Here is an 18,174-nt window from a genome sequence, read left to right on the forward strand (position 1 = left end):
CCACCACCGAGAGCCACCCCCTCAAAGCAACCCCCGAAAGCACCCCCTCAAAGCAACCTCTGAAAGCAACCCGGAGAGCAACCCCACAGAGCAACCCGAGAGGAAGCGGAGCCATGCCCGGGATCCCCGACATCGCCGCCTACCCCCTGCCCGGCGAGCACGAGCTGCCGGCCAACACCGCGCGGTGGACGGTGCGTCCGGACCGTGCCGTGCTGCTGGTGCACGACATGCAGCGCTACTTCCTGCGGCCGTTCCCCGCGGCACAGCGCCGCGAGCTGATCGGCAACGTGAGACTGCTGCGCGAGTGCTGCGCCCGCCTCGGCATCCCCGTGGCGTACACGGCGCAGCCGGGCAGCATGACCGAGGAACAGCGCGGCCTGCTGCGGGACTTCTGGGGGCCCGGCATGCGCCTGGCCCCCGAGGACCGCGCCATCACCGACGAGCTGGCGCCGCGGCCGCCCGACTGGGTGCTCACCAAGTGGCGCTACAGCGCGTTCTTCCGCACCGACCTCCTGGACCGGATGCGCGCCGCTGGCCGCGACCAGCTGATCGTCTGCGGCGTCTACGCCCACATCGGGGTGCTCGCGACCGCCGTCGACGCCTTCACGCACGACGTCGAGACCTTCCTCGTCGCCGACGCGACGGCCGACTTCTCCGCCGCCGAGCACCGGCTCGCGCTCCGCTACGCCGCGCGCCGCTGCGCGGTCGTGGCCACCACCCGCGGCCTGCCGTCCGACGGCACCACGCTCCTGGCGAGCGCGGCCGACGCGTCCGCCGTGGGGGCGGTCGCATGAGCGCGGACCCGACGGCGCCGCCGCCCTCCCCCGCCGACGCGCTGCTGCGGCGCGTGCTCATGCCCGACCCGCCGCCGTACGCCCTGCTGTACCGCCCCACGGCCACCGGCGTCGACCAGGTCGAACTCCTCACCGGGCCTGTGCACCCGGTGGACCGGGTCGCCGATCTGCCGGTCCCGGATTCGCCGCACGGCCCCGCCGGGCCCGATGTGCTCGCGCTGCTGCCCTACCGGCAGCTGGCCGAACGCGGCTTCCCCGTGCCGGACGACGGCAGTCCGCTGCTCGCCATGACGGTCCGGGAGCGGGCGGGCCTGAGCCGGGCCGAGCTGCTCGACCACATCCCGGACGTACCGATCCGGCTGTCCGGCGAGCACTTCGACATCGACGACGAGGCGTACGCGGACCTGGTGCGCCGCGTCCTCGCCGACGAGATCAGCGCGGGCGAGGGCGCGAACTTCGTCATCAAGCGCCGCTTCGTCGCCGACGTCACCGACTACACCCCGGCCACGGCCGCCGCGGTCTTCCGCCGCCTCCTCGCCCACGAGTCCGGCGCCTACTGGACGTTCCTGGTGCACACCGGCGAGCGCACCCTGGTCGGGGCGTCGCCCGAGCGGCACGTGAGCCTGCGCGACGGCACCGCCGTCATGAACCCGATCAGCGGCACCTACCGCTACCCCGCGGGCGGGCCCACGCTCGACGGCGTCATGGACTTCCTCGACGACCGCAAGGAGACGTACGAGCTCTTCATGGTCGTCGACGAGGAGCTCAAGATGATGTCCCGGTTCTGCGAGGCGGGCGTGCGGGTGGTCGGTCCTTTCCTCAAGGAGATGGCCCGCCTCGCGCACACCGAGTACTTCATCGAGGGCAGCACGGACCGCGACGTGCGGGAGGTCCTGCGCGGCACCCTGTTCGCCCCGACCGTCACGGGCAGCCCGCTGGAGAGCGCGAGCCGCGTGATCAACCGGTACGAGCCGCAGGGCCGCGGCTACTACAGCGGCGTCGTGGCGCTCATCGGCCGGGACGGCCACGGCGGGCGCACCCTGGACTCGTCGATCCTCATCCGCACGGCCGACATCGACGCGTCGGGGCGGATGTCGATCGCCGTGGGCGCGACCCTGGTGCGCGACTCGCTGCCCGCGGCCGAGGTGGCCGAGACCCACGCGAAGGCCTTCGGCCTGCTCAGCGCGCTCCGGGCGGAGCCGCAGCGCCCCCTCGGCCACCATCCGTCGGTGCGCTCCGCGCTGCTCGCCCGCAACGCGGACATCTCCCGCTTCTGGCGCGACGGGCCCGGCCCCGCCCCGGCCCGGCGCCCGGACCTGGCCGGGCACCGGGTCCTGGTCGTCGACGCCGAGGACACGTTCACCTCGATGATCGCCCACCAACTGCGGTCGACCGGCCTGGAGGTGACCGTGCGCCGCTTCGACGAACCGTACGACCTCGACGGCCACGACCTGGTCGTCATGGGGCCCGGCCCCGGCGACCCGCTGGCGGTGGACGAGCCGCGTCTGGCCCAGCTGCACGACGTGACGGCCCTGCTGCTCGCCGAGCGCCGCCCCTTCCTCTCGGTGTGCCTGAGCCACCAGGTGCTGTGCCACCGGCTCGGCCTGGACGTGCGCCGCCGCGACCGGCCGCACCAGGGCGTGCAGAAGGACCTCGACCTCTTCGGCCGCAGCGAGCGCGTGGGGTTCTACAACAGCTTCGTGGCGCACAGCGGCACGGACCTGCTGCACCCGGCGGGCACCGGCCCGGTGGAGGTCTGCCGGGACGCCGCCACCGGCGAGGTGCACGCCGTGCGGGGCGCGCACTTCGCCGGGGTGCAGTTCCACGCCGAGTCCGTCCTCACCCACGACGGCGTCCGCATCCTCGGGACGCTCCTGAGCGACGTGCTCCAAGGAGCACGGAGCCTCGTGGGGTCGTGAGAACGGCTCGTGCGGCGCGGGGGCCCTCCGGAGTGCGCGGAGGGCCCCCACGGCACGTCACCGGGTGGTCAACGCCACCCGCATCCCCCGCAGTTCGCCCGCCTCCAGCATCCGGTGGACCTCACCGGTGGCGCTCAGCGGCAGCGCGAACCGCTCCCGCGGCCGGAGGCGGCCGTCGGCGAGGAGGCCGTTGACGTGGTCGGCCGCCGCCGCGAGCTCCGCGACGGTGGCCCGGGTGATGGCGAAGCCGACGACGGACCCGTCGCGGACGTACAGCTCCCCCGCGGGCAGCGTCGGCGCGGTGCGCAACCCGGCGAGCAGCACGATCCGCCCCCGCCAGGCGAGCAGCCCGACCGCGCCCGCCAGGTCGTTGACCCCCGCCGCGTCCAGGTAGAGGTCGACCCCGCCGGGGCAGGCGCGGGCCAGGCGCGCGGTGACGTCGTCGGCCGTGCGGTCCATCACCGCGGCGGCGCCGAGCCCGCGGCAGTACGCCTCGTCACGGGGGTGGGCGACGGCCACCACCCGGGCGCCCGCCGCGGCCGCGACGACCACCATCGCGGCGCCCACGTTGCCCGCGGCGCCGATCACCACCACGGTCATGCCCGCCCGCAGCCCGCCGTGCGTGACCAGACCCAGGTACGCGGTCGCGGCCGGGTGCAGCACGGTCACCGCCGCGGCGGGGTCGACGCCGTCCGGCAGCCGGTAGAGCCGCTCGGCGGGCACGCGGGCACGCTCGGCCGCGGCGCCCTGCCGCCCGCCGTGGCCGAGGCTGTTGCACCACACCCGCTCCCCCACCGCGAAGCCCGTCACCGCGTCCCCGACGGCGGCGACCCGCCCGACCAGGTCACGGCCGACGACGAAGGGGAACTCCACGGGCGTGTCCACGGCGCCGGACCGGATGAAGGTGTCCACGTGGTTGGCCGTCGTCACCTCGACGTCCACCAGGACGTCGTGCGCGGCGGGGCGCGGCTCGGGCAGCTCGCCGAAGCGGATGGAGTGTGCCGGACCGAATTCATTGATGTACGCAGCACGCATGCGGGGCATTCTTCCCGGGGAACGCCGTGCCCGTGCCGGATTCCCCGCGCACGGACAGGCAGTGTGTCAACTCCGCGGACAGGGCTGCCCGTTCACCGGGACGCATCTGACTGACTGCCCCGGCCGCCGTTGCGGGGGCGGCGCCGCCGCTTTCAGGATCGGAGCGAGTTCTGTCAGGAAGGGGAATCGGCTTGAACGCGACCGCGCACGAGATCGCCCTCATCGGCACGGGACCGCGAGGACTCGCCGTGCTGGAACGCCTGTGCGCCAACGAGCGCGCACGACCATCGCACGCCCGGGTCCTCGTCCACGTCGTCGACCCGGTCGCCCCGGGCTCCGGCGCGGTGTGGAGCACCGGCCAGTCACGGCACCTGCTCGCCAACACGGTCGCCTCCCAGATCACCGTCTACTCCGACGCGGCGTCCCGCATCGAAGGGCCGGTCGAACCGGGGCCGAGCCTGTACGAGTGGGCCGCGGCGCTCGCGGCCGCGTACGCCGAGGACCCGGAGGCCGTCGCCCCGGCCGGCGCCGGCGGTGACAGCGGCGGCAACGGCGCCAGCAGCGCCAGCGCGTACGACGAGGCGACGCTGGCCGAGGTGCGGTCCCTGGAGCCGAACTCGTACCCCACGCGGGTGCTGTGCGGACGGTACTTCGCGGACTGCTTCCGGCGCGTCCTGGACCACGCGCCCGCGCACGTCGAGATCCGGGTGCACCGGTCGCGGGCGGTCGCCATGGCCGACACCCACGGCCTCGCGGGCGGCCCGCAGGGCATCCGGCTCGCGAACGGCACCCGTCTCAACCACCTCGACGCCGTCGTCCTCGCCCAGGGGCACCTGCCGACCCGGCCGACCGCGCAGGAGGAGCGCACGGCGAGCCTGGCGCGGATCAACCACCTGACCTATCTGCCGCCCGCCAACCCCGCGGACGCCGACCTGGACGGCGTACCGGCCGGCGAGCCGGTGCTGCTGCGCGGCCTCGGCCTGTGCTTCTTCGACTACCTCGCGCTGTTCACCCTCGGCCGCGGCGGCCGCTTCGACCGGGGCGCCGCCGGGCTCGTCTACCGGCCCAGCGGCAAGGAGCCCCGGCTGTACGCCAGTTCGCGGCGCGGGGTGCCCTTCCACTCGCGCGGCGAGAACGAGAAGGGCGCGCACGGCCGCTACCTGCCGCGCCTGCTCACGGCGGAGCGCGTGGCCCGGATGCGCTCGGAGGCCGCTCCCGACGGCGGCTCCGGCGGGCTCTCCTTCGCGAAGGACCTGTGGCCGCTCATCGCGCGCGAGGTGGAGACCGTCTACTACGAGACGCTCCTGGCCCGCGAGGAACGCGCGGCCGAGCGCGCGGAGTTCGCCGCGCGCTACCTGGCCTGCGCGGGCCCCGCGGAGTGCGCCGCCGTCCTGGACGCGTACGGCGTCCCGGCGGCGGACCGGTGGGACTGGGAGGCGCTCGCCGACTCGGCGCGCACGCGCTCGTTCACCAGCCGCGACGACTTCCGCTCCTGGCTCGTCGGCCGCCTCTCCGAGGACGTCCGGCAGGCCCGCGAGGGCAACGTCAGCGGCCCGCTGAAGGCCGCCCTCGACGTGCTGCGGGACCTGCGCAACGAGGTGCGGCTCGCGGTCGACCAGGGCGGCCTCGACGGGGCCTCGCACCGCGACGAGCTGGAACGCTGGTACACGCCGTTGAACGCCTTCCTGTCGATCGGCCCGCCGCCCCGCCGGGTCGAGGAGATGATCGCCCTGATCGAGGCGGGCGTCCTGGAGCTCACCGGGCCCGAAACCCGGATCAGGATCGACACGCGCGGCCGTTCGTTCGTGGCCGACTCCGACGCGGTGCCGGGCCCGACCGTGCGCGCCCGCGTCCTCATCGAGGCCCGCCTCCCGGAGCCGGACCTGCGGCGCACGGCCGACCCGCTGCTGCGGCACCTGCTCAACACCGAGGCGTGCGCCCCGTACCGCATCCCCACGGCGGACGGCGGCGCCTACGAGACCGGCGGCCTCGCGGTGACCGAGCGGCCCTACCGGCTCCTCGACGCCCACGGCAGGGCGCACCCGAGGCGCTTCGCGTACGGGGTGCCGACCGAGGCGGTGCACTGGGTGACGGCGGCGGGCATCCGGCCCGGCGTGGACTCGGTCACCATCGCCGACGCGGACGCGATCGCGCGCGAAGTGCTCGCCCTGGGCACCAGCGCCCCGTGGGCCGGGCCGACGGCCGACGAGGAGCACACCGAGGTGGCCGTATGAGCGCGCCCTTCGCCGCGGACGCCGCCGACCCCACCGACCCGTACGCGCTGGACGCCGGGCTCCTCTCCCCCGTGCGCGCCGGAACCCCCGTGGAGCGGGCGGTGTCCGACGCCGCCTGGCTCCAGGCCATGCTGGACACCGAGGCCGCCCTCGCCCGCGCGCAGGCCGCGGTCGGCGTGGTGCCGCCCGGGGCCGCGCGGGCCATCACCGCCGCCGCTCGGGCCGACAGGATCGACCTGAGGGCGCTCGCGGTGCACGCGCGGGAGAGCGCCAACCCGGTGGTCGGCGTGGTCCGCGCGCTGACCGGCGCGGTGGCCGCGGCGGATCCGGAAGCCGCCGCGTACGTCCACCGCGGCTCGACGAGCCAGGACGTCCTCGACACCGCGGCGATGCTGGTGGCCAAGGACGCCCTGGTGCTGCTGCGGGCGGACCTGGCCCGGGTCGAGCGGGCCCTGGCGGGACTCGCCCGCGCCCACCGCGACACGGTCGTCGCCGGGCGCACCCTGGCGCTCCACGCGGTGCCCACCACCTTCGGCCTCAAGGCCGCCGGGTGGCGGGAGCTGACGCTGGCCGCGGACGCCCGCGCGGCCGCCGTGCTCGACGGCCTGCCCGTCTCCCTCGGCGGCGCCGCGGGCACCCTGGCCGGGTACGCCGCGTACGGCGCCGACACCGAGCGCCTGGTGATGGCGTTCGCCGCCGAGACGGGACTGCGGGCACCGGTGCTGCCCTGGCACACGCTGCGCACGCCGATCGCCGACCTCGGCGCCGCGCTCGCGCACGCCGCGGGAGCCCTCGGCAAGCTGGCGGTGGACGTGCAGTCGCTGAGCCGCACCGAGGTCGCCGAGGTCGCCGAGCCGCACGTACCCGGGCGCGGCAGCTCGTCGGCGATGCCGCAGAAGCGCAACCCGGTACTCGCCACCCTGATCCGCAGCGCGGCCCTCCAAGTCCCGGCACTGGCCGCCGTGCTGACGCAGTGCATGCTCTCCGAGGACGAGCGTTCGGCCGGGGCGTGGCACGCGGAGTGGCAGCCGCTGCGCGAGTGCCTGCGCCTGACGGGCGGCGCCGCGCACACGGCGGTGGAGCTCGTGGAGGGCCTCGTGGTGCACCCGGAGCGGATGCGCGCGAACCTCGCCCTCACCGGCGGCCAGGTCGTCGCCGAACGGCTCGTGGCGGAGCTCGCCCCGCTCCTGGGCAAGGCCGCCGCCCGGGAGCTCCTGACGGCCGCCGCGGAGGCCGCGCGGCAGGACGGGCGGCCCCTCGCCGACCACCTCGCCGAGGCCCCCGGCGTCGCCGGCCGCGTCCCGCGCGCGGACCTGGACCGCTGGTGCGATCCGGCCGGGTACGCGGGCGCCGCGCCCGCTCTCGTGGACCGGTCCCTGGCGCCGCGGAAGGAGCCCTGAGGGGCACGGCCGCAGCGCAGCGCGGCACGGGAACGCCGGAAAGCGACACAAGGAATGCGAGGAGTGACGCAAGGAATGCGGGCAGTGACGCAAAAATACGGCGGAGTGCCGCGAAGAATACGGGGAGGGCCGCCCTGCGCCGACAGGTGCGCGCGATCTCGCTTCCCGAACCCTCTTGATCTCACCCCGGTAGGATCCTACGAAGTGGTAAGCAACGCTTCTGACCGCGCTGACCACGGAAAATGCGCCGCCACTGAGCGCCCCGCACGGGCCCATGAAATCACCGAAGAACCACCTCCACCGTCACGCATTTCATTTGCTCACACGGGCGATGACCATGGATCCATCGACAGCGAACGGCACTGACCAGTCTGACCCGGCACATGACCAGCTGACCCGCGATCGCCCTTGCGCGGCCCACGGGCGTTGCGTTTGAATTTTGAAAAGCCTTAGGAAACGGGGGAATCCGAGGCTGCCGCAATCGGTCACATTCGATGAAAGCAGTCTTGCCTCCGTACGTTCGACCATCCGTTGGGCACGGTCGAAACCAAGGGGGAGTCATGCACGACGTATCTGAACCACGAAACGTGAATGCACCATCGGCCCTGGCCGTTCCAGCGGCCCTGGCTTTCCGCCGGACTGCCCCAGCCCGTTTCATCCGTGCTGTTGTGCCACCGTGCGTTGACTAATTGCTTGTGCTGAGCGATCTCTGGTCGAGCCCTGACGGGAATCCTCTTCCCCCAGGTCGGGCCCGCCGCCGAGGCGCCGTCTGACACGCACGCTCAGCCTTCGCGGTGTGCCCCGCCGCGGCCCCGGGCAGTTGCCCGCGCCGGGCCGCGCGGAGGGGAGACCGGGGCCTCACGGGCCGCCGGGTCTCCGCGCCACCGCCCCGTCCGGACGCGCGTCCCGCCGCCGAGCCCGGCAGGCGCCGCCCCCTTCACCCCCCTACGTCTCCTTCCGCACGGCTCCGGGCGGCTGCTCACGGACGCCCACGGGTACGCCGCGGCCGCACGCCGCAGCGCCGCCGTGCCCCTTCACCGCGCCGCCGGGCACCGGCCGCCCGGACCACACCGCCGTACCCACGCACTCCCACGTACTCCGACGCACTCCCACGTGCTCCCACATGCTCCGACGCGCTCCCACCCAAAGGATCGACATGACTGTCGTCAGCAGCGAACCGTACTGTGAACGGACCCCCCAGGCCCGCCTCGACCGCTTCGACGGGCCCGACCCGGACGCGACGAGAAGGGTCGCCATCGACCGCTCGCTGGCGGAGCTCTCCCCCGTCGTGTTCGCCTCGCTGCCGCGGGCCGACCAGCGCCGCAAGGGGCTGATGTACCTGCGCGGGCTCCTGGGCGCGCGGGGCAGGAAGTCGGTGCGGAACATCGCGGCCTTCCTCGGCGACCAGGTCAACGACCAGGGCCTGCACCACTTCATCAACGACTCGACGTGGGAGTGGGCGCCCATGCGGGAGGCCCTCGGCCGCTATCTGGCCCGCCAACTGCCCCCGCAGGCCTGCGTCCTGCACCCCATGGTCATCCCCAAGTCGGGCACGCACTCCGTGGGCGTGGCCAGGACGTTCTCCTGGGAGCGCGGGCAGTCCGTGACCGCGCAGCAGGTGATCGGGGTGTGGGGGGTGTCCGCGCACGCCACGAGCCCGCTGAACTGGTGGCTGCATCTGCCGTCCCACTGGACGCGGGGCGCCCCGGGCGACGACGGCCCGTCGTGGCCGCCGCGGCGCTCGGGCCTGACGACGCCGGAGGACTCCATGGTCAGCGCCTATCTGGAGACGGCCGCGCGGCTGCGCCTGCCGGAGTGCCCGGTGACGCTCAACGCCGAGCCGCTGGACGGCATCCGGGTGGTCAGCAAGCTCAGCGCGGCGGGCCTGCGGCACATCACCCGGATCGCGCAGGACACCTGGCTGCTCCCGCACGACCCGGCGCTGCCGGGCTGGGGCGAGCGGCCGCTCCAGGCGGGCCAGATCGCCCAGCTGGCCAAGCTGGGCCGCAAGCGCGTGGCCCTCATCCCGTCGGGCAGCGCGGACCCCGCGGAACTGGTCGCCGCCATCCGCGTCCGCCTCCCCGTCGTACGCGAATCCGGGGACCGGGCCCACGACCACGGCGACTTCCTCCTCCTCGGCATCGGCCGCGGCGGCCCGCGCTGGCCGGAGGAGCTGTGGCTGACCGACATGACCACGGTCGACCACACGGCCCTGCTCCGCCTGGTCGCCCTCAGCCACCGCGTCGAACAGTCCGGCATGCCCCGCGCCGAACGCGTGGGCATCCGCGACTTCGTGGGCCGCTCCTTCGCCGGCTGGCACCGCCACGCGACGCTGGCCTCGATAGCCCACGCGGCCACAGAACTGGCGGACCACCACTTGGCGGCCTGACCCGGGGGTTCTCCGTACGGGTCGGGGCCCGCGAACGTCATTCCTCCCGAGGCACGATGCTCACCGCGCGATAGTCAAAACCGTCCTGCTGGAACCCGGGCGCTTCCCACACGAGCTCGACCTGCTGCCCGGGCACCAACGCACGGAAGCCGTCGGCACGAACATCAGAGAAATGCCCAAAACACCCACCAGGCGTCTCAACAGAGTCGAGCACGCCCCACCCTGCCTCGTCGTCCCACGAACGAACAGTCGCCATCACCATGACCAGCACCCTACGGGCCCCGCCGGGCAACTGGATTCAGCGCGGGGGGGGGAAGCGAAGGCTGGCGGCCTCAGCCGCTGTTGGAGTGTCGCGAAGGTGACTCTCGTGAGACCAGCGGCGCCTGCCGCGGGGAGCGCGACGAGCGACGATCCGGACATGAACCGGGGCGCCGTATATGTGCAAGGCATACGGCGCCCCGGACTCCATGGCTCACGCCGCTGCCTGGTGGGGCTCCGGCGGGGCGCCCGCCTGTCGGACCTCTGTGCCGTCGTGGGCGGTGAGTTCCCGCAGGGATGCGACGGCTTCGGGATGGGCGTACTCGCGCCCTTTCGCGATGAACTCATTGAGGCAAGACCGTAGCCGGTCGGCTTCGCCGAAGGTCATCTCCACGTGGTGCCACTTCCGAGTGGTCCCGATGGTGAGATCGATCTGAGGAAGCGGAGCATGCGGCATGTGCTCCATGACGAGGTCGAGTGTCTCTGCCTCCCGCCCGTACTTGGTGTGGACAACGGGATGGAGTGCCAACTCCATGCTGGTCTCCTCCGCGGCGTGGAACTGGTCGACCAGGAGCCCGCTCGGGCTGTGCTCGTCCTGGTCCCGGTACTGGCACCAGGGCGGACAAGGAGTGACGATCTCAAGCGGATGCGTAGCCGCTGGGCACAGGTCGACGGCTTCGGCAGCACCGCCGAGGACGACGGCCTCGAACCGGTGCCGCAGTCCTCGGAGGCGCAGAGCGAAGTCCTCCAGGCCGGCGATGAACAGCCCGAGGGCAGCAGAGTCCAGTTCAGCCGTACCGTCGAAGGCCGACAGCCACAGACGGGGCTGTTCGCCACGCGCCTCCTCGTCGCGCCCGAGGCCGATCTGCACGGCCAGCAAGGGGACTTCGAGGCCCGGGCTCATCTTCTCCGGAGCGGTCAGACACACCGGGGCACTGACGTGACTCCCGACCGCCTCCGCGTACACATCACGGGCGCACCAGGCGGGGCAACCCTGCTCGGCCGGGCGCAGGGCAGAACTGTCGTGGTGGACATGGTGTCTCCTTCGCTGGGAGTGGCTTCCTGCCCAGCAGTTTTGATCCCTCCGAGGGGCATCACGCCCTAGACTCGCAAACTGGATATACGGTCCGCCCAACCAGGCCAGGCTGCGGCCCCTGGCCGTCGACAGCGGCTCAACTTGCCACTGAGCAGTGGGTAGTTCTCGCTCGGCCATCGGCCTTGATCAACACCTCAGCACGAAGGTGTTCCGCCGCCTCAGGCACAGTGGAATGCCATAGGGCCCGTCGGTCATCGACCGATGAACGCAGAGGGTTGGCTTCCTCCTCTGCTCAGGGAGCCACCGCGCCGACACCCCCACCGCCGTTCCGCCATGTCAGTGAGGGATGCGCGGTAGTCGTCCCTGCCCCAATCCCCCTGCCGAACGACCGCCACCAGTGGCTCCGCGCCCCCACGGCGGGCGAGACCGGGCGCCAGGCGCCTCTCTCAGGCCCCGGCGGGCTGTCACCGCTTCGCCAGCCCCCTCGGAGGGCCTCGTTCCGTGGGCCGGAGGGCGGGCACCTGGATGTGCCCCCGCGCCGGAGGCGGGCGATGGGGCCGGTCAGCGACACCTCGGCCGGTGCGGGGCCGGACGCCCCGGGGTTTGAAGAGCGGTCGCGGCGGCATCCGCCCGCACATACGCAAAGACCCCGTCCCCAGCGAAGCCGCTGGTGGCGGGGTCTACAGGCACCTGATCAAGGTGCCCCCGGCAGGATTCGAACCTGCGCACACGGCTCCGGAGGCCGTTGCTCTATCCCCTGAGCTACGGGGGCGTGTCGGTCGCGGTGTTCGCGGCGACGGGTAGAACCCTACCAGCTCTTCGGTGATCCTCAGGAACGGGTTTGCGGGCGGCGCCCGAGGAGCCGGTTCGGGCGCCGCTTCGCAGGTCAGGGCTTGCGGCCGACACCGGCGTAGGCGTCCACCTCCGTGGTGGTGTCGGTGGTCGGCTCGGGGCGCCAGCGGGTGACCTGGGTGACGCCCGGGTCGGCCAGGTCGAGGCCGTCGAAGAAGCCGGTGATCTCCTCGACGCTGCGGACGTAGTAGGGGATCGCGCCACTCTGGTTGTAGGCGTTCGACGCCGCGATCATGCCGTCGCTGGTGGCGGTGGAGTCGCTGATCACCAGGTAGCTGCCGGAGGGCAGGCCGGCCATCAGGCGGCCGACCAGGTCGCGGGCCTGGTCGTGGGACGCGACGTGGCCGAGGGTGTTGAGGATCATGAGGGCGACCGGCTGGGAGAGGTCCAGGGTCTTGGCGGCCTCGGTGAGGATGGCCTCCGGCTCGTACATGTTGGCGTCGATGTACGCCGTCTCACCCTCGGGCGTGCTGGTGAGCAGGGCCCGGGCGTGGGCGAGGACCAGCGGGTCGTTGTCCACGTACACGATGCGGGAGTCGGGGGCGACGCGCTGGGCGACCTCGTGGGTGTTGTCGGCGGTCGGCAGGCCCGTGCCGATGTCCAGGAACTGGCGGATGCCCTGCTCCCCCGCCAGGTGGCGGACCGCGCGGCCGAGGAAGAGGCGGCTGGTGCGGGCCACGTCGACGAGGCCCGGGAAGATCTCCTTGATGTGGTCGCCGAGCTCGCGGTCCTTCTCGTAGTTGTCCTTGCCACCCACGAAGTAGTTCCAGAAGCGTGCCGAGTGGGGCTTGCTCGTGTCGATCCGCGCACGTATCTCGGCGGACGAGTCGAGTATGGGGTCGGAACCGGTCACGGGGGACCTCCTGCGGTGCGTGGGCCTGTCGATCGCTTGCCGATCGATCGAGATCAATCGAGATCAATTGAGATCGATCGATGCTGCGGCACATCGTGTGTGCATCGTGCGCATGGTGTGCGTGGTGCACATCGTTGCCGGTCGCATCAATTGAATCGTGGATCAAAGTAGCAACTGTGCCGTGGGACCCAGCCGTTGCCTTCCCCCTCCGTCGCCGCCTACTCAGGCCGTCCGAGTAGGCGTACGGATGTCCGGCGGGTGCCGCGGCCGCGACGCTTGCGGGCATGACGAAACCTCTGCGGAACCTCAAGTGGGCAGTGCTCCGGGGCCTGTTGCGCACGGTCGGGCGGACCTCCGCGGGCATCCGCGTCGGCTACCGGCACGGCTTCGACAGCGGCACGATGCTCGACTACGTGTACGTGAACCGGGCCCGCGGCACGCTCGGCGTCGGCCGTCTCGTCGACCGCGTCTACCTCGACGCCGTCGGCTGGCGCGCCATCCGCGCCCGCCGCGACCTCCTCCAGCGGGTGCTGCGCGAGCAGGTCGAAAGCCGCCCCGGCCGCCCGGTGCGCGTCCTCGACGTGGCCGCGGGGCCCGGCCGCTACCTCCACGACCTGGCCGCGGCGTACGGGCCCGACCGGGTGCGGGTGGTCTGCCGGGACCTCGCGGAGGCCGGGCTGCGCCAGGGCGAGTCCCTCGCGCGGGCCCGGGGGCTCACGAACGTCTCGTACGAGACCGGGGACGCGTTCGACCCCGAGCCGCCGCACGACGGGGCGCCGGACGTCATCGTCGTCTCGGGCCTGTACGAGCTGCTGCTCGAGGACGACGCCGTCCGTACGTCCATCAAGCGGCTGCGCGGGCTGCTCGCCCCGGGCGGCGTCCTCGTCTGCACGACCCAGACCCACCACCCCCAGCTCGACTTCATCGCGAACGTGCTGCCCAACCGGGAGGGGCGGCTGTGGGTCATGAAGTGCCGCAACGCGGCGCTGACGGAGGGCTGGGCCCGGGAGGCGGGGTTCGGGAAGGTGCGGAGCCGGCGGGAGGAGGTGGGGTTGTTCGCCGTGACGGTTTGCGAATAGGGCGCCGCCGCCCAGGGGTCCGTTCGGCCGCCCTTTACGAGGCTCGGCGCTTGGCGGTCGTCTTCTTGGCCGTCGCCGTCTTGGCCGTCGCCGTCTTGGCCGTGGTCGTCTTGGCCGTGGTCGCCTTCTTGGTGCCCGTCGTCTTCTTCGCCGTGGATTTCGTGGCGGTCGTCGTCTTCTTCGCGGTGCTCTTCTTCGACGTGCTCTTCTTCGGGGCCGCTGCCGTGGTCTTCGTCGCCGACGTGGACTTCTTGCCGCCGACCTGTTTGGGGGCGGTACGGGAGGAACGGCGCGCCGGGAGCGCGGTGACCTCGGCCTCCTTGCCGCCCGTCGTCTCGCCGCGGGCCGTGCGGGCGGCGCGGACGCTGTTCTCCAGGGCGGCCATCAGATCGATGACCTTGCCGCCGCCGGGCTCGGCCGCGGGCTCCGGGGCGGTGGTCGTACCGCCTTCGACCTTCGCGGCGATCATCTCCTCCACGGCGGCGCGGTAGTCGTCGTGGAGCGAGTCGAGGTCGACCTCGCCGAGGGTGTCCATCAGGGCGTCCGCGAGGTCGAGTTCGGCGTCGCGGACCGTGACGCCGGTGTCCGGGGCGACGCTGTCGGTGGCGCGGATCTCGTCCGGCCACAGCAGGCCGTGCATGGCGATGACGTCGTCGACGACGCGCAGCATGCCGAGCCGTTCGCGGCCACGCAGGGCGAATTTGGCGATGGCCACGCGGTCGCTGCGCTTGAGCGCCTCGCGCAGCAGGATGTACGGCTTGGCCGCGGGCACTCCGTTGGCCGACAGGTAGTACGCCGTGTCCATCTGGAGCGGGTCGATGCGGTCCGCCGGTACGAACGAGACGATCTCGATGGTCTTCGCGGTCGGGATCGGCAGCGCGGCCAGGTCGTCCTCGGTGATCGGGATGACCGAGCCGTCGGCGTCCTCGTACCCCTTGCCGATCTCGGCGGTCGGGACCTCGCGGTCCTCCAGCTCGCAGACCTTGCGGTAGCGGATGCGGCCGCCGTCCTCCGTGTGGATCTGGCGGAAGGAGATCGAGTGGCTCTCCGTGGCGTTCACCAGCTTGATCGGGATGCTGACCAGGCCGAAGGAGATGGCGCCGTTCCATATGGAGCGCATGTGGTGCACCTTTCGCCACGTTTTGCCACGTTTCGTGGGATTCTCATCGTATGACGCCCATCACGGAGGTGGAGGGGCGACGGCTCGCGCTCAGCAACCTCGACAAGGTGCTGTATCCGGCGAGCGGCTTCACGAAGGGTGAGGTCCTGCACTACTACGCGACCGCCGCGGACGTGCTCCTTCCCGAGCTGCGCGACCGGCCCGTGTCGTTCCTCCGCTTCCCGGACGGCCCCGACGGGCAGCGCTTCTTCACCAAGAACGTGCTGCCCGGTACGCCCGGCTGGGTGCGGACGGCCGAGGTGCCGCGGTCCGAGGGGCCCGCGCGGCAGGTCCTCGTACAGGACCTGCCGTCGCTGATGTGGGCGGCGAACCTGGTGACGGAGTTCCACACGCCGCAGTGGCGGGCGCGGGCGCCGGGGCTCGCGGACCGGCTCGTGCTCGACCTCGACCCCGGGCCGCCCGCGACCGTGGTGGAGGCGTGCGAGGCGGCGCTGTGGCTGCGGGAGCGGCTGGTCGCCGACGGGTTCGAGGTGTTCGTGAAGACCTCCGGGAGCAAGGGGCTGCACGTGGTCGTGCCGCTGGTGCCGGTCGCGTCCGCGCGGGTCTCGGCTTACGCGAAGGAGCTCGCGGTGGCGGCGGAGCGGGCGCTGCCCGCGCTCGTGGTGCACCGGATGACGCGGAGCCTGCGGGCGGGGAAGGTGTTCGTGGACTTCAGTCAGAACGCGGCGGCGAAGACGACGGCGACGGCCTATACGTTGCGGGCGCGGGCGGAGGCGACGGTGTCGGCGCCCGTGACCTGGGCCGAGGTGGAGCGCTGTGGGGGCGCCGGGGACGCGGGGCTCCTTGTCTTCCGGGCCCCGGACATGGCTGCCCGGCTGCACCGGGAAGGGGACCTGTTCGCGGCCCTGCGGGAGCCCGGGCGGGCGGCCCGGCTGCCCGGCGCCTGAGCTGCGCGGCTGCCCGGCGCCCGGGCGGGGCCCGGGTTGCACGGTTGCTCGGCACCGAGGGCTGTGCCCGCCCCGGCCGGAAGGCCCCGGACCCTACACCCGGTGCCACACATGACGGTCGCGCGCCAAGGCGTGCAAGGCCTCCACGTCCGCCGGTTTCAGGACGCCGCCCGCGCGGGCCAGGCCCGGCAGGTCCGGCTCGGTGAGCACGCGGACCTCGCGCGGCTCCGCCGTGACCTCGACGGACACCGCCCCGACGGGCACGAGGACGGGCCTGACCTCGGCGGTGAGGGCGAAGGAGGCCCGCGCGGCGTCGGCGCGCAGCTCCCGCAGGAGCGGGACGGCCTTGGCGCGGCCCACCGTCACCAGCGGGTCGGCCACCCGCACCCGCTGCCGCCGCGCGGGCACCGCGCGGACGCAGAAGAGCCCGCCGGGGCCGATCAGCAGGTGGTGGATGCGGGCACCGCCGGGCAGCCCGACGGAGTGCAGCGTGTGCCAGCCGACGGCGTCGAGCCGGTCGAGGGCGTCGCCGACGGCGACCTCGGCGGCCAGGGCCAGGCTCCGGGGGTCGGACCGCAGCTTGCGGGCCGACGGCGGATCGCGTTCGAGCCGGACGCGCAGCGCCTCCCCTGGCCGGTTCGGCGCGAGGTCGTCGTCGGGGTGGAGGGAGAGCCTGGCGAGCTCGGCGGGGGTGGGCACGGGCGGGGGCCCGACCGCGACGTTCCCGGTGAGGAAGGGGGCGAGGACGTGCAGGACGTCCTCCTCCTCGGCCGCGCTGAGCAGGTTCACCCGGGCGGTCTCGCGGTCGTACCAGGCCACGTTCCTGCCGTCCGCCCGGCACACGTAGAGCCGCTCATGACCGTGTCGGAACGCCGGTACGACGCGCAGTCCGCTCATCCCCATCACCCCACCGACCATGGGAACAGCCCGGACGCGCCGCGGGCAAGAAGCTGACAGGGCCGCAAGGAAGTTGATGCCCGTTCGCCCGGGATTCGCCCCGCTGGGCCCGGTCCGTGCGTCGTGCCCTCCCCCGTCCCGTAACGGCACTGCTCGCACAGCTATGGCGCGCTGTTACACACTCGCCGAACCTCCGCAATGGCGGACACCTAGCGTCGTAGCTGCCATCGCCCCGGTCCAGCCGGGCCGGGCCCGGCCCCCGCCGCACGAGCGCAAGGAACGTACCGTGAGCCACCCCCGCCGCCGCACCGCCGCCCTCCGCACCGCCGCCGTCGCCGCGCTCGCGGGCGGCGCGCTGCTCGTCCCCGCCGCCGGCGCCTTCGCCGCCGAGCCCGCTCCCGCGCCCTCCCCCACCACCGCGCCGCCGCACGCCGACAAGACCGCCACCGGCAAGGCCGTCACCAACAGGGCCGCCACCGACAAGGCCGTGACCCCCAAGTCCGTCACGCCCAAGGGCGGCGTCCGCGCCGGCGCCGACGGGCTTCGCGACGCCGGGGACCCCGCGTTCCTGGCGGCGGGCGGCGCCATGGCCGCCGCCGGTGCCGCGGGGCTCGGCTTCGCGATGCTCCGCCGGGGCCGCACCGACGGCTGACCGAGCAGCCCCGTTCTCCGAAAGACTCCCCCGCCAGCCCAGGAGCGCTCATGACCACCCCCACCGCGCAGCCCCAGGAAGACGCCGCCCCCGCCCGCCGCCGCACGGGGCGCATCGCGGCGGCCGCCGCCCTCACCGCGGCCGTCGGCGTCGGGCTCATCGCCTGCGGCCAGGGCGGGCACGGCGCGGCCGCGCCCGACGTGACCGTGAAGAACGCGGCGGCCGCGCAGGCCAAGCGCGCCCCGGCGCCCCTGAAGGAGTCGAAGCCGACCGGCCTGCGGATCCCGGCGGCCGGGGTCGACGCCTCGCGGATGCTGGACCTCGGCATCGGCGCGGACGGGGAGCTGGAGGTGCCGCCGGTCGCGAAGGCGGAGGTGCCGGGCTGGTGGACGGGCGGTGTCACGCCCGGTCAGAAGGGCGCGGCCGTGCTCGTCGCGCACTACGACACGGTGCAGGGCCCGGCGCTGATGCGGAACGTGGCCCGAGTGAAGGTCGGCGACGCCATCATGGTGCCGCGTGCGGACGGCAGTACGGCCACGTTCCGGGTCCGCGAGATCCAGCAGGTCGACAAGAAAGACTTTCCAACCCATAAGGTGTACGGGACGACCGACCGGCCGGAGCTGCGCCTGCTGACGTGCGGCGGCCCGATCAGGAACGGCCACCGCGCCGACAACATCATTCTCTACGCCGACCTCGTGCGGTGACCAGG

Annotated in this window: 15 protein-coding genes and 1 tRNA gene; 9 read left to right on the forward strand and 7 right to left on the reverse strand. The window is 73.3% G+C overall.

The annotated features are described in order from the left end of the window. Nucleotides 1-113 precede the first annotated feature (113 nt). Both IG74_RS0134330 and IG74_RS0134335 read left to right on the forward strand, forming a co-directional pair. Nucleotides 114-794, forward strand: coding sequence for an isochorismatase family protein (locus IG74_RS0134330; RefSeq protein ID WP_030685250.1), 681 nt, complete (start codon nucleotides 114-116; stop codon nucleotides 792-794). Continuing rightward, entirely contained in the window at nucleotides 791-2,713 is a 1,923-nt protein-coding gene (locus IG74_RS0134335) for an anthranilate synthase family protein (protein WP_037826525.1), read from the forward strand. Before IG74_RS0134330 ends, IG74_RS0134335 begins: the two co-directional genes overlap by 4 nt. Nucleotides 2,714-2,770: 57 nt before the next feature. Here IG74_RS0134335 and IG74_RS0134340 read toward each other — a convergent pair whose 3' ends face one another. Next, a complete protein-coding gene (locus IG74_RS0134340; protein WP_030685254.1) occupies nucleotides 2,771-3,748 on the reverse strand; it encodes an NADPH:quinone reductase in 978 nt (325 codons plus the stop codon). A gap of 191 nt (nucleotides 3,749-3,939) precedes the next feature. Between IG74_RS0134340 and IG74_RS0134345 the strand changes: the two genes are divergently transcribed. The 3 genes from IG74_RS0134345 to IG74_RS0134355 all read left to right on the forward strand — a co-directional run bounded on the left by IG74_RS0134345 (nucleotide 3,940) and on the right by IG74_RS0134355 (nucleotide 9,771). Continuing rightward, on the forward strand, nucleotides 3,940-5,982 hold the full coding sequence (locus IG74_RS0134345) for an FAD/NAD(P)-binding protein (RefSeq protein ID WP_037826526.1): 2,043 nt from the start codon (nucleotides 3,940-3,942) through the stop codon (nucleotides 5,980-5,982). Further along, nucleotides 5,979-7,382 (forward strand): lyase family protein, encoded by a 1,404-nt coding sequence (locus tag IG74_RS0134350; protein ID WP_030685259.1) that lies wholly within the window; start codon nucleotides 5,979-5,981, stop codon nucleotides 7,380-7,382. The genes IG74_RS0134345 and IG74_RS0134350 overlap by 4 nt, the downstream gene beginning before the upstream one ends. 1,156 nt (nucleotides 7,383-8,538) lie before the next feature. After that, entirely contained in the window at nucleotides 8,539-9,771 is a 1,233-nt protein-coding gene (locus IG74_RS0134355) for a transposase (protein ID WP_051855959.1), read from the forward strand. 37 nt (nucleotides 9,772-9,808) lie between these two features. Here the strand turns inward: IG74_RS0134355 and IG74_RS0134360 are convergent, their stop codons facing one another. The 4 genes from IG74_RS0134360 to IG74_RS0134375 form a co-directional block, all read right to left on the reverse strand. Beyond that, nucleotides 9,809-10,033: a cold-shock protein gene (locus IG74_RS0134360; RefSeq protein ID WP_030685264.1), complete on the reverse strand. Its 225-nt coding sequence runs from the start codon at nucleotides 10,031-10,033 to the stop codon at nucleotides 9,809-9,811. 210 nt (nucleotides 10,034-10,243) lie between these two features. After that, the gene (locus tag IG74_RS0134365) at nucleotides 10,244-11,242 is read right to left on the reverse strand and encodes a DUF6907 domain-containing protein (protein ID WP_420709989.1); all 999 of its coding nucleotides are present in this window, start codon (nucleotides 11,240-11,242) and stop codon (nucleotides 10,244-10,246) included. A gap of 523 nt (nucleotides 11,243-11,765) precedes the next feature. Next, nucleotides 11,766-11,837 (reverse strand) — tRNA-Arg (locus IG74_RS0134370). A gap of 114 nt (nucleotides 11,838-11,951) precedes the next feature. Further along, on the reverse strand, nucleotides 11,952-12,770 hold the full coding sequence (locus IG74_RS0134375; protein ID WP_030685269.1) for an SAM-dependent methyltransferase: 819 nt from the start codon (nucleotides 12,768-12,770) through the stop codon (nucleotides 11,952-11,954). A 284-nt stretch (nucleotides 12,771-13,054) separates the two neighbouring features. On the opposite strand from IG74_RS0134375, the gene IG74_RS0134380 reads away from it, so the two are divergent. Beyond that, a complete protein-coding gene (locus tag IG74_RS0134380; RefSeq protein ID WP_030685275.1) occupies nucleotides 13,055-13,849 on the forward strand; it encodes a class I SAM-dependent methyltransferase family protein in 795 nt (264 codons plus the stop codon). Nucleotides 13,850-13,883: 34 nt separating this feature from the next. On the opposite strand, the gene IG74_RS0134385 is transcribed toward IG74_RS0134380, so the two are convergent. Then, complete coding sequence (locus IG74_RS0134385; RefSeq protein ID WP_030685277.1) at nucleotides 13,884-14,969, reverse strand: Ku protein; 1,086 nt, start codon at nucleotides 14,967-14,969, stop codon at nucleotides 13,884-13,886. A 50-nt stretch (nucleotides 14,970-15,019) separates the two neighbouring features. Between IG74_RS0134385 and ligD the strand changes: the two genes are divergently transcribed. After that, nucleotides 15,020-15,916 carry a non-homologous end-joining DNA ligase gene (ligD, locus tag IG74_RS0134390; RefSeq protein ID WP_030685280.1) on the forward strand — a complete coding sequence of 299 codons (897 nt, stop codon included), beginning with the start codon at nucleotides 15,020-15,022 and terminating at the stop codon, nucleotides 15,914-15,916. A 93-nt stretch (nucleotides 15,917-16,009) separates the two neighbouring features. Here the strand turns inward: ligD and IG74_RS0134395 are convergent, their stop codons facing one another. Continuing rightward, nucleotides 16,010-16,813, reverse strand: a complete 804-nt coding sequence (locus tag IG74_RS0134395; protein ID WP_030685282.1) for a nuclease-related domain-containing protein — start codon at nucleotides 16,811-16,813, stop codon at nucleotides 16,010-16,012. Nucleotides 16,814-17,099: 286 nt separating this feature from the next. On the opposite strand from IG74_RS0134395, the gene IG74_RS0134400 reads away from it, so the two are divergent. After that, entirely contained in the window at nucleotides 17,100-17,465 is a 366-nt protein-coding gene (locus IG74_RS0134400) for a hypothetical protein (RefSeq protein WP_030685284.1), read from the forward strand. A 50-nt stretch (nucleotides 17,466-17,515) separates the two neighbouring features. Then, entirely contained in the window at nucleotides 17,516-18,169 is a 654-nt protein-coding gene (locus IG74_RS0134405; protein ID WP_051855962.1) for a class F sortase, read from the forward strand. Nucleotides 18,170-18,174: the final 5 nt, after the last annotated feature.

The organism is Streptomyces sp. NRRL B-1347, assembly GCF_000720325.1.
GTDB lineage: Bacteria > Actinomycetota > Actinomycetes > Streptomycetales > Streptomycetaceae > Streptomyces.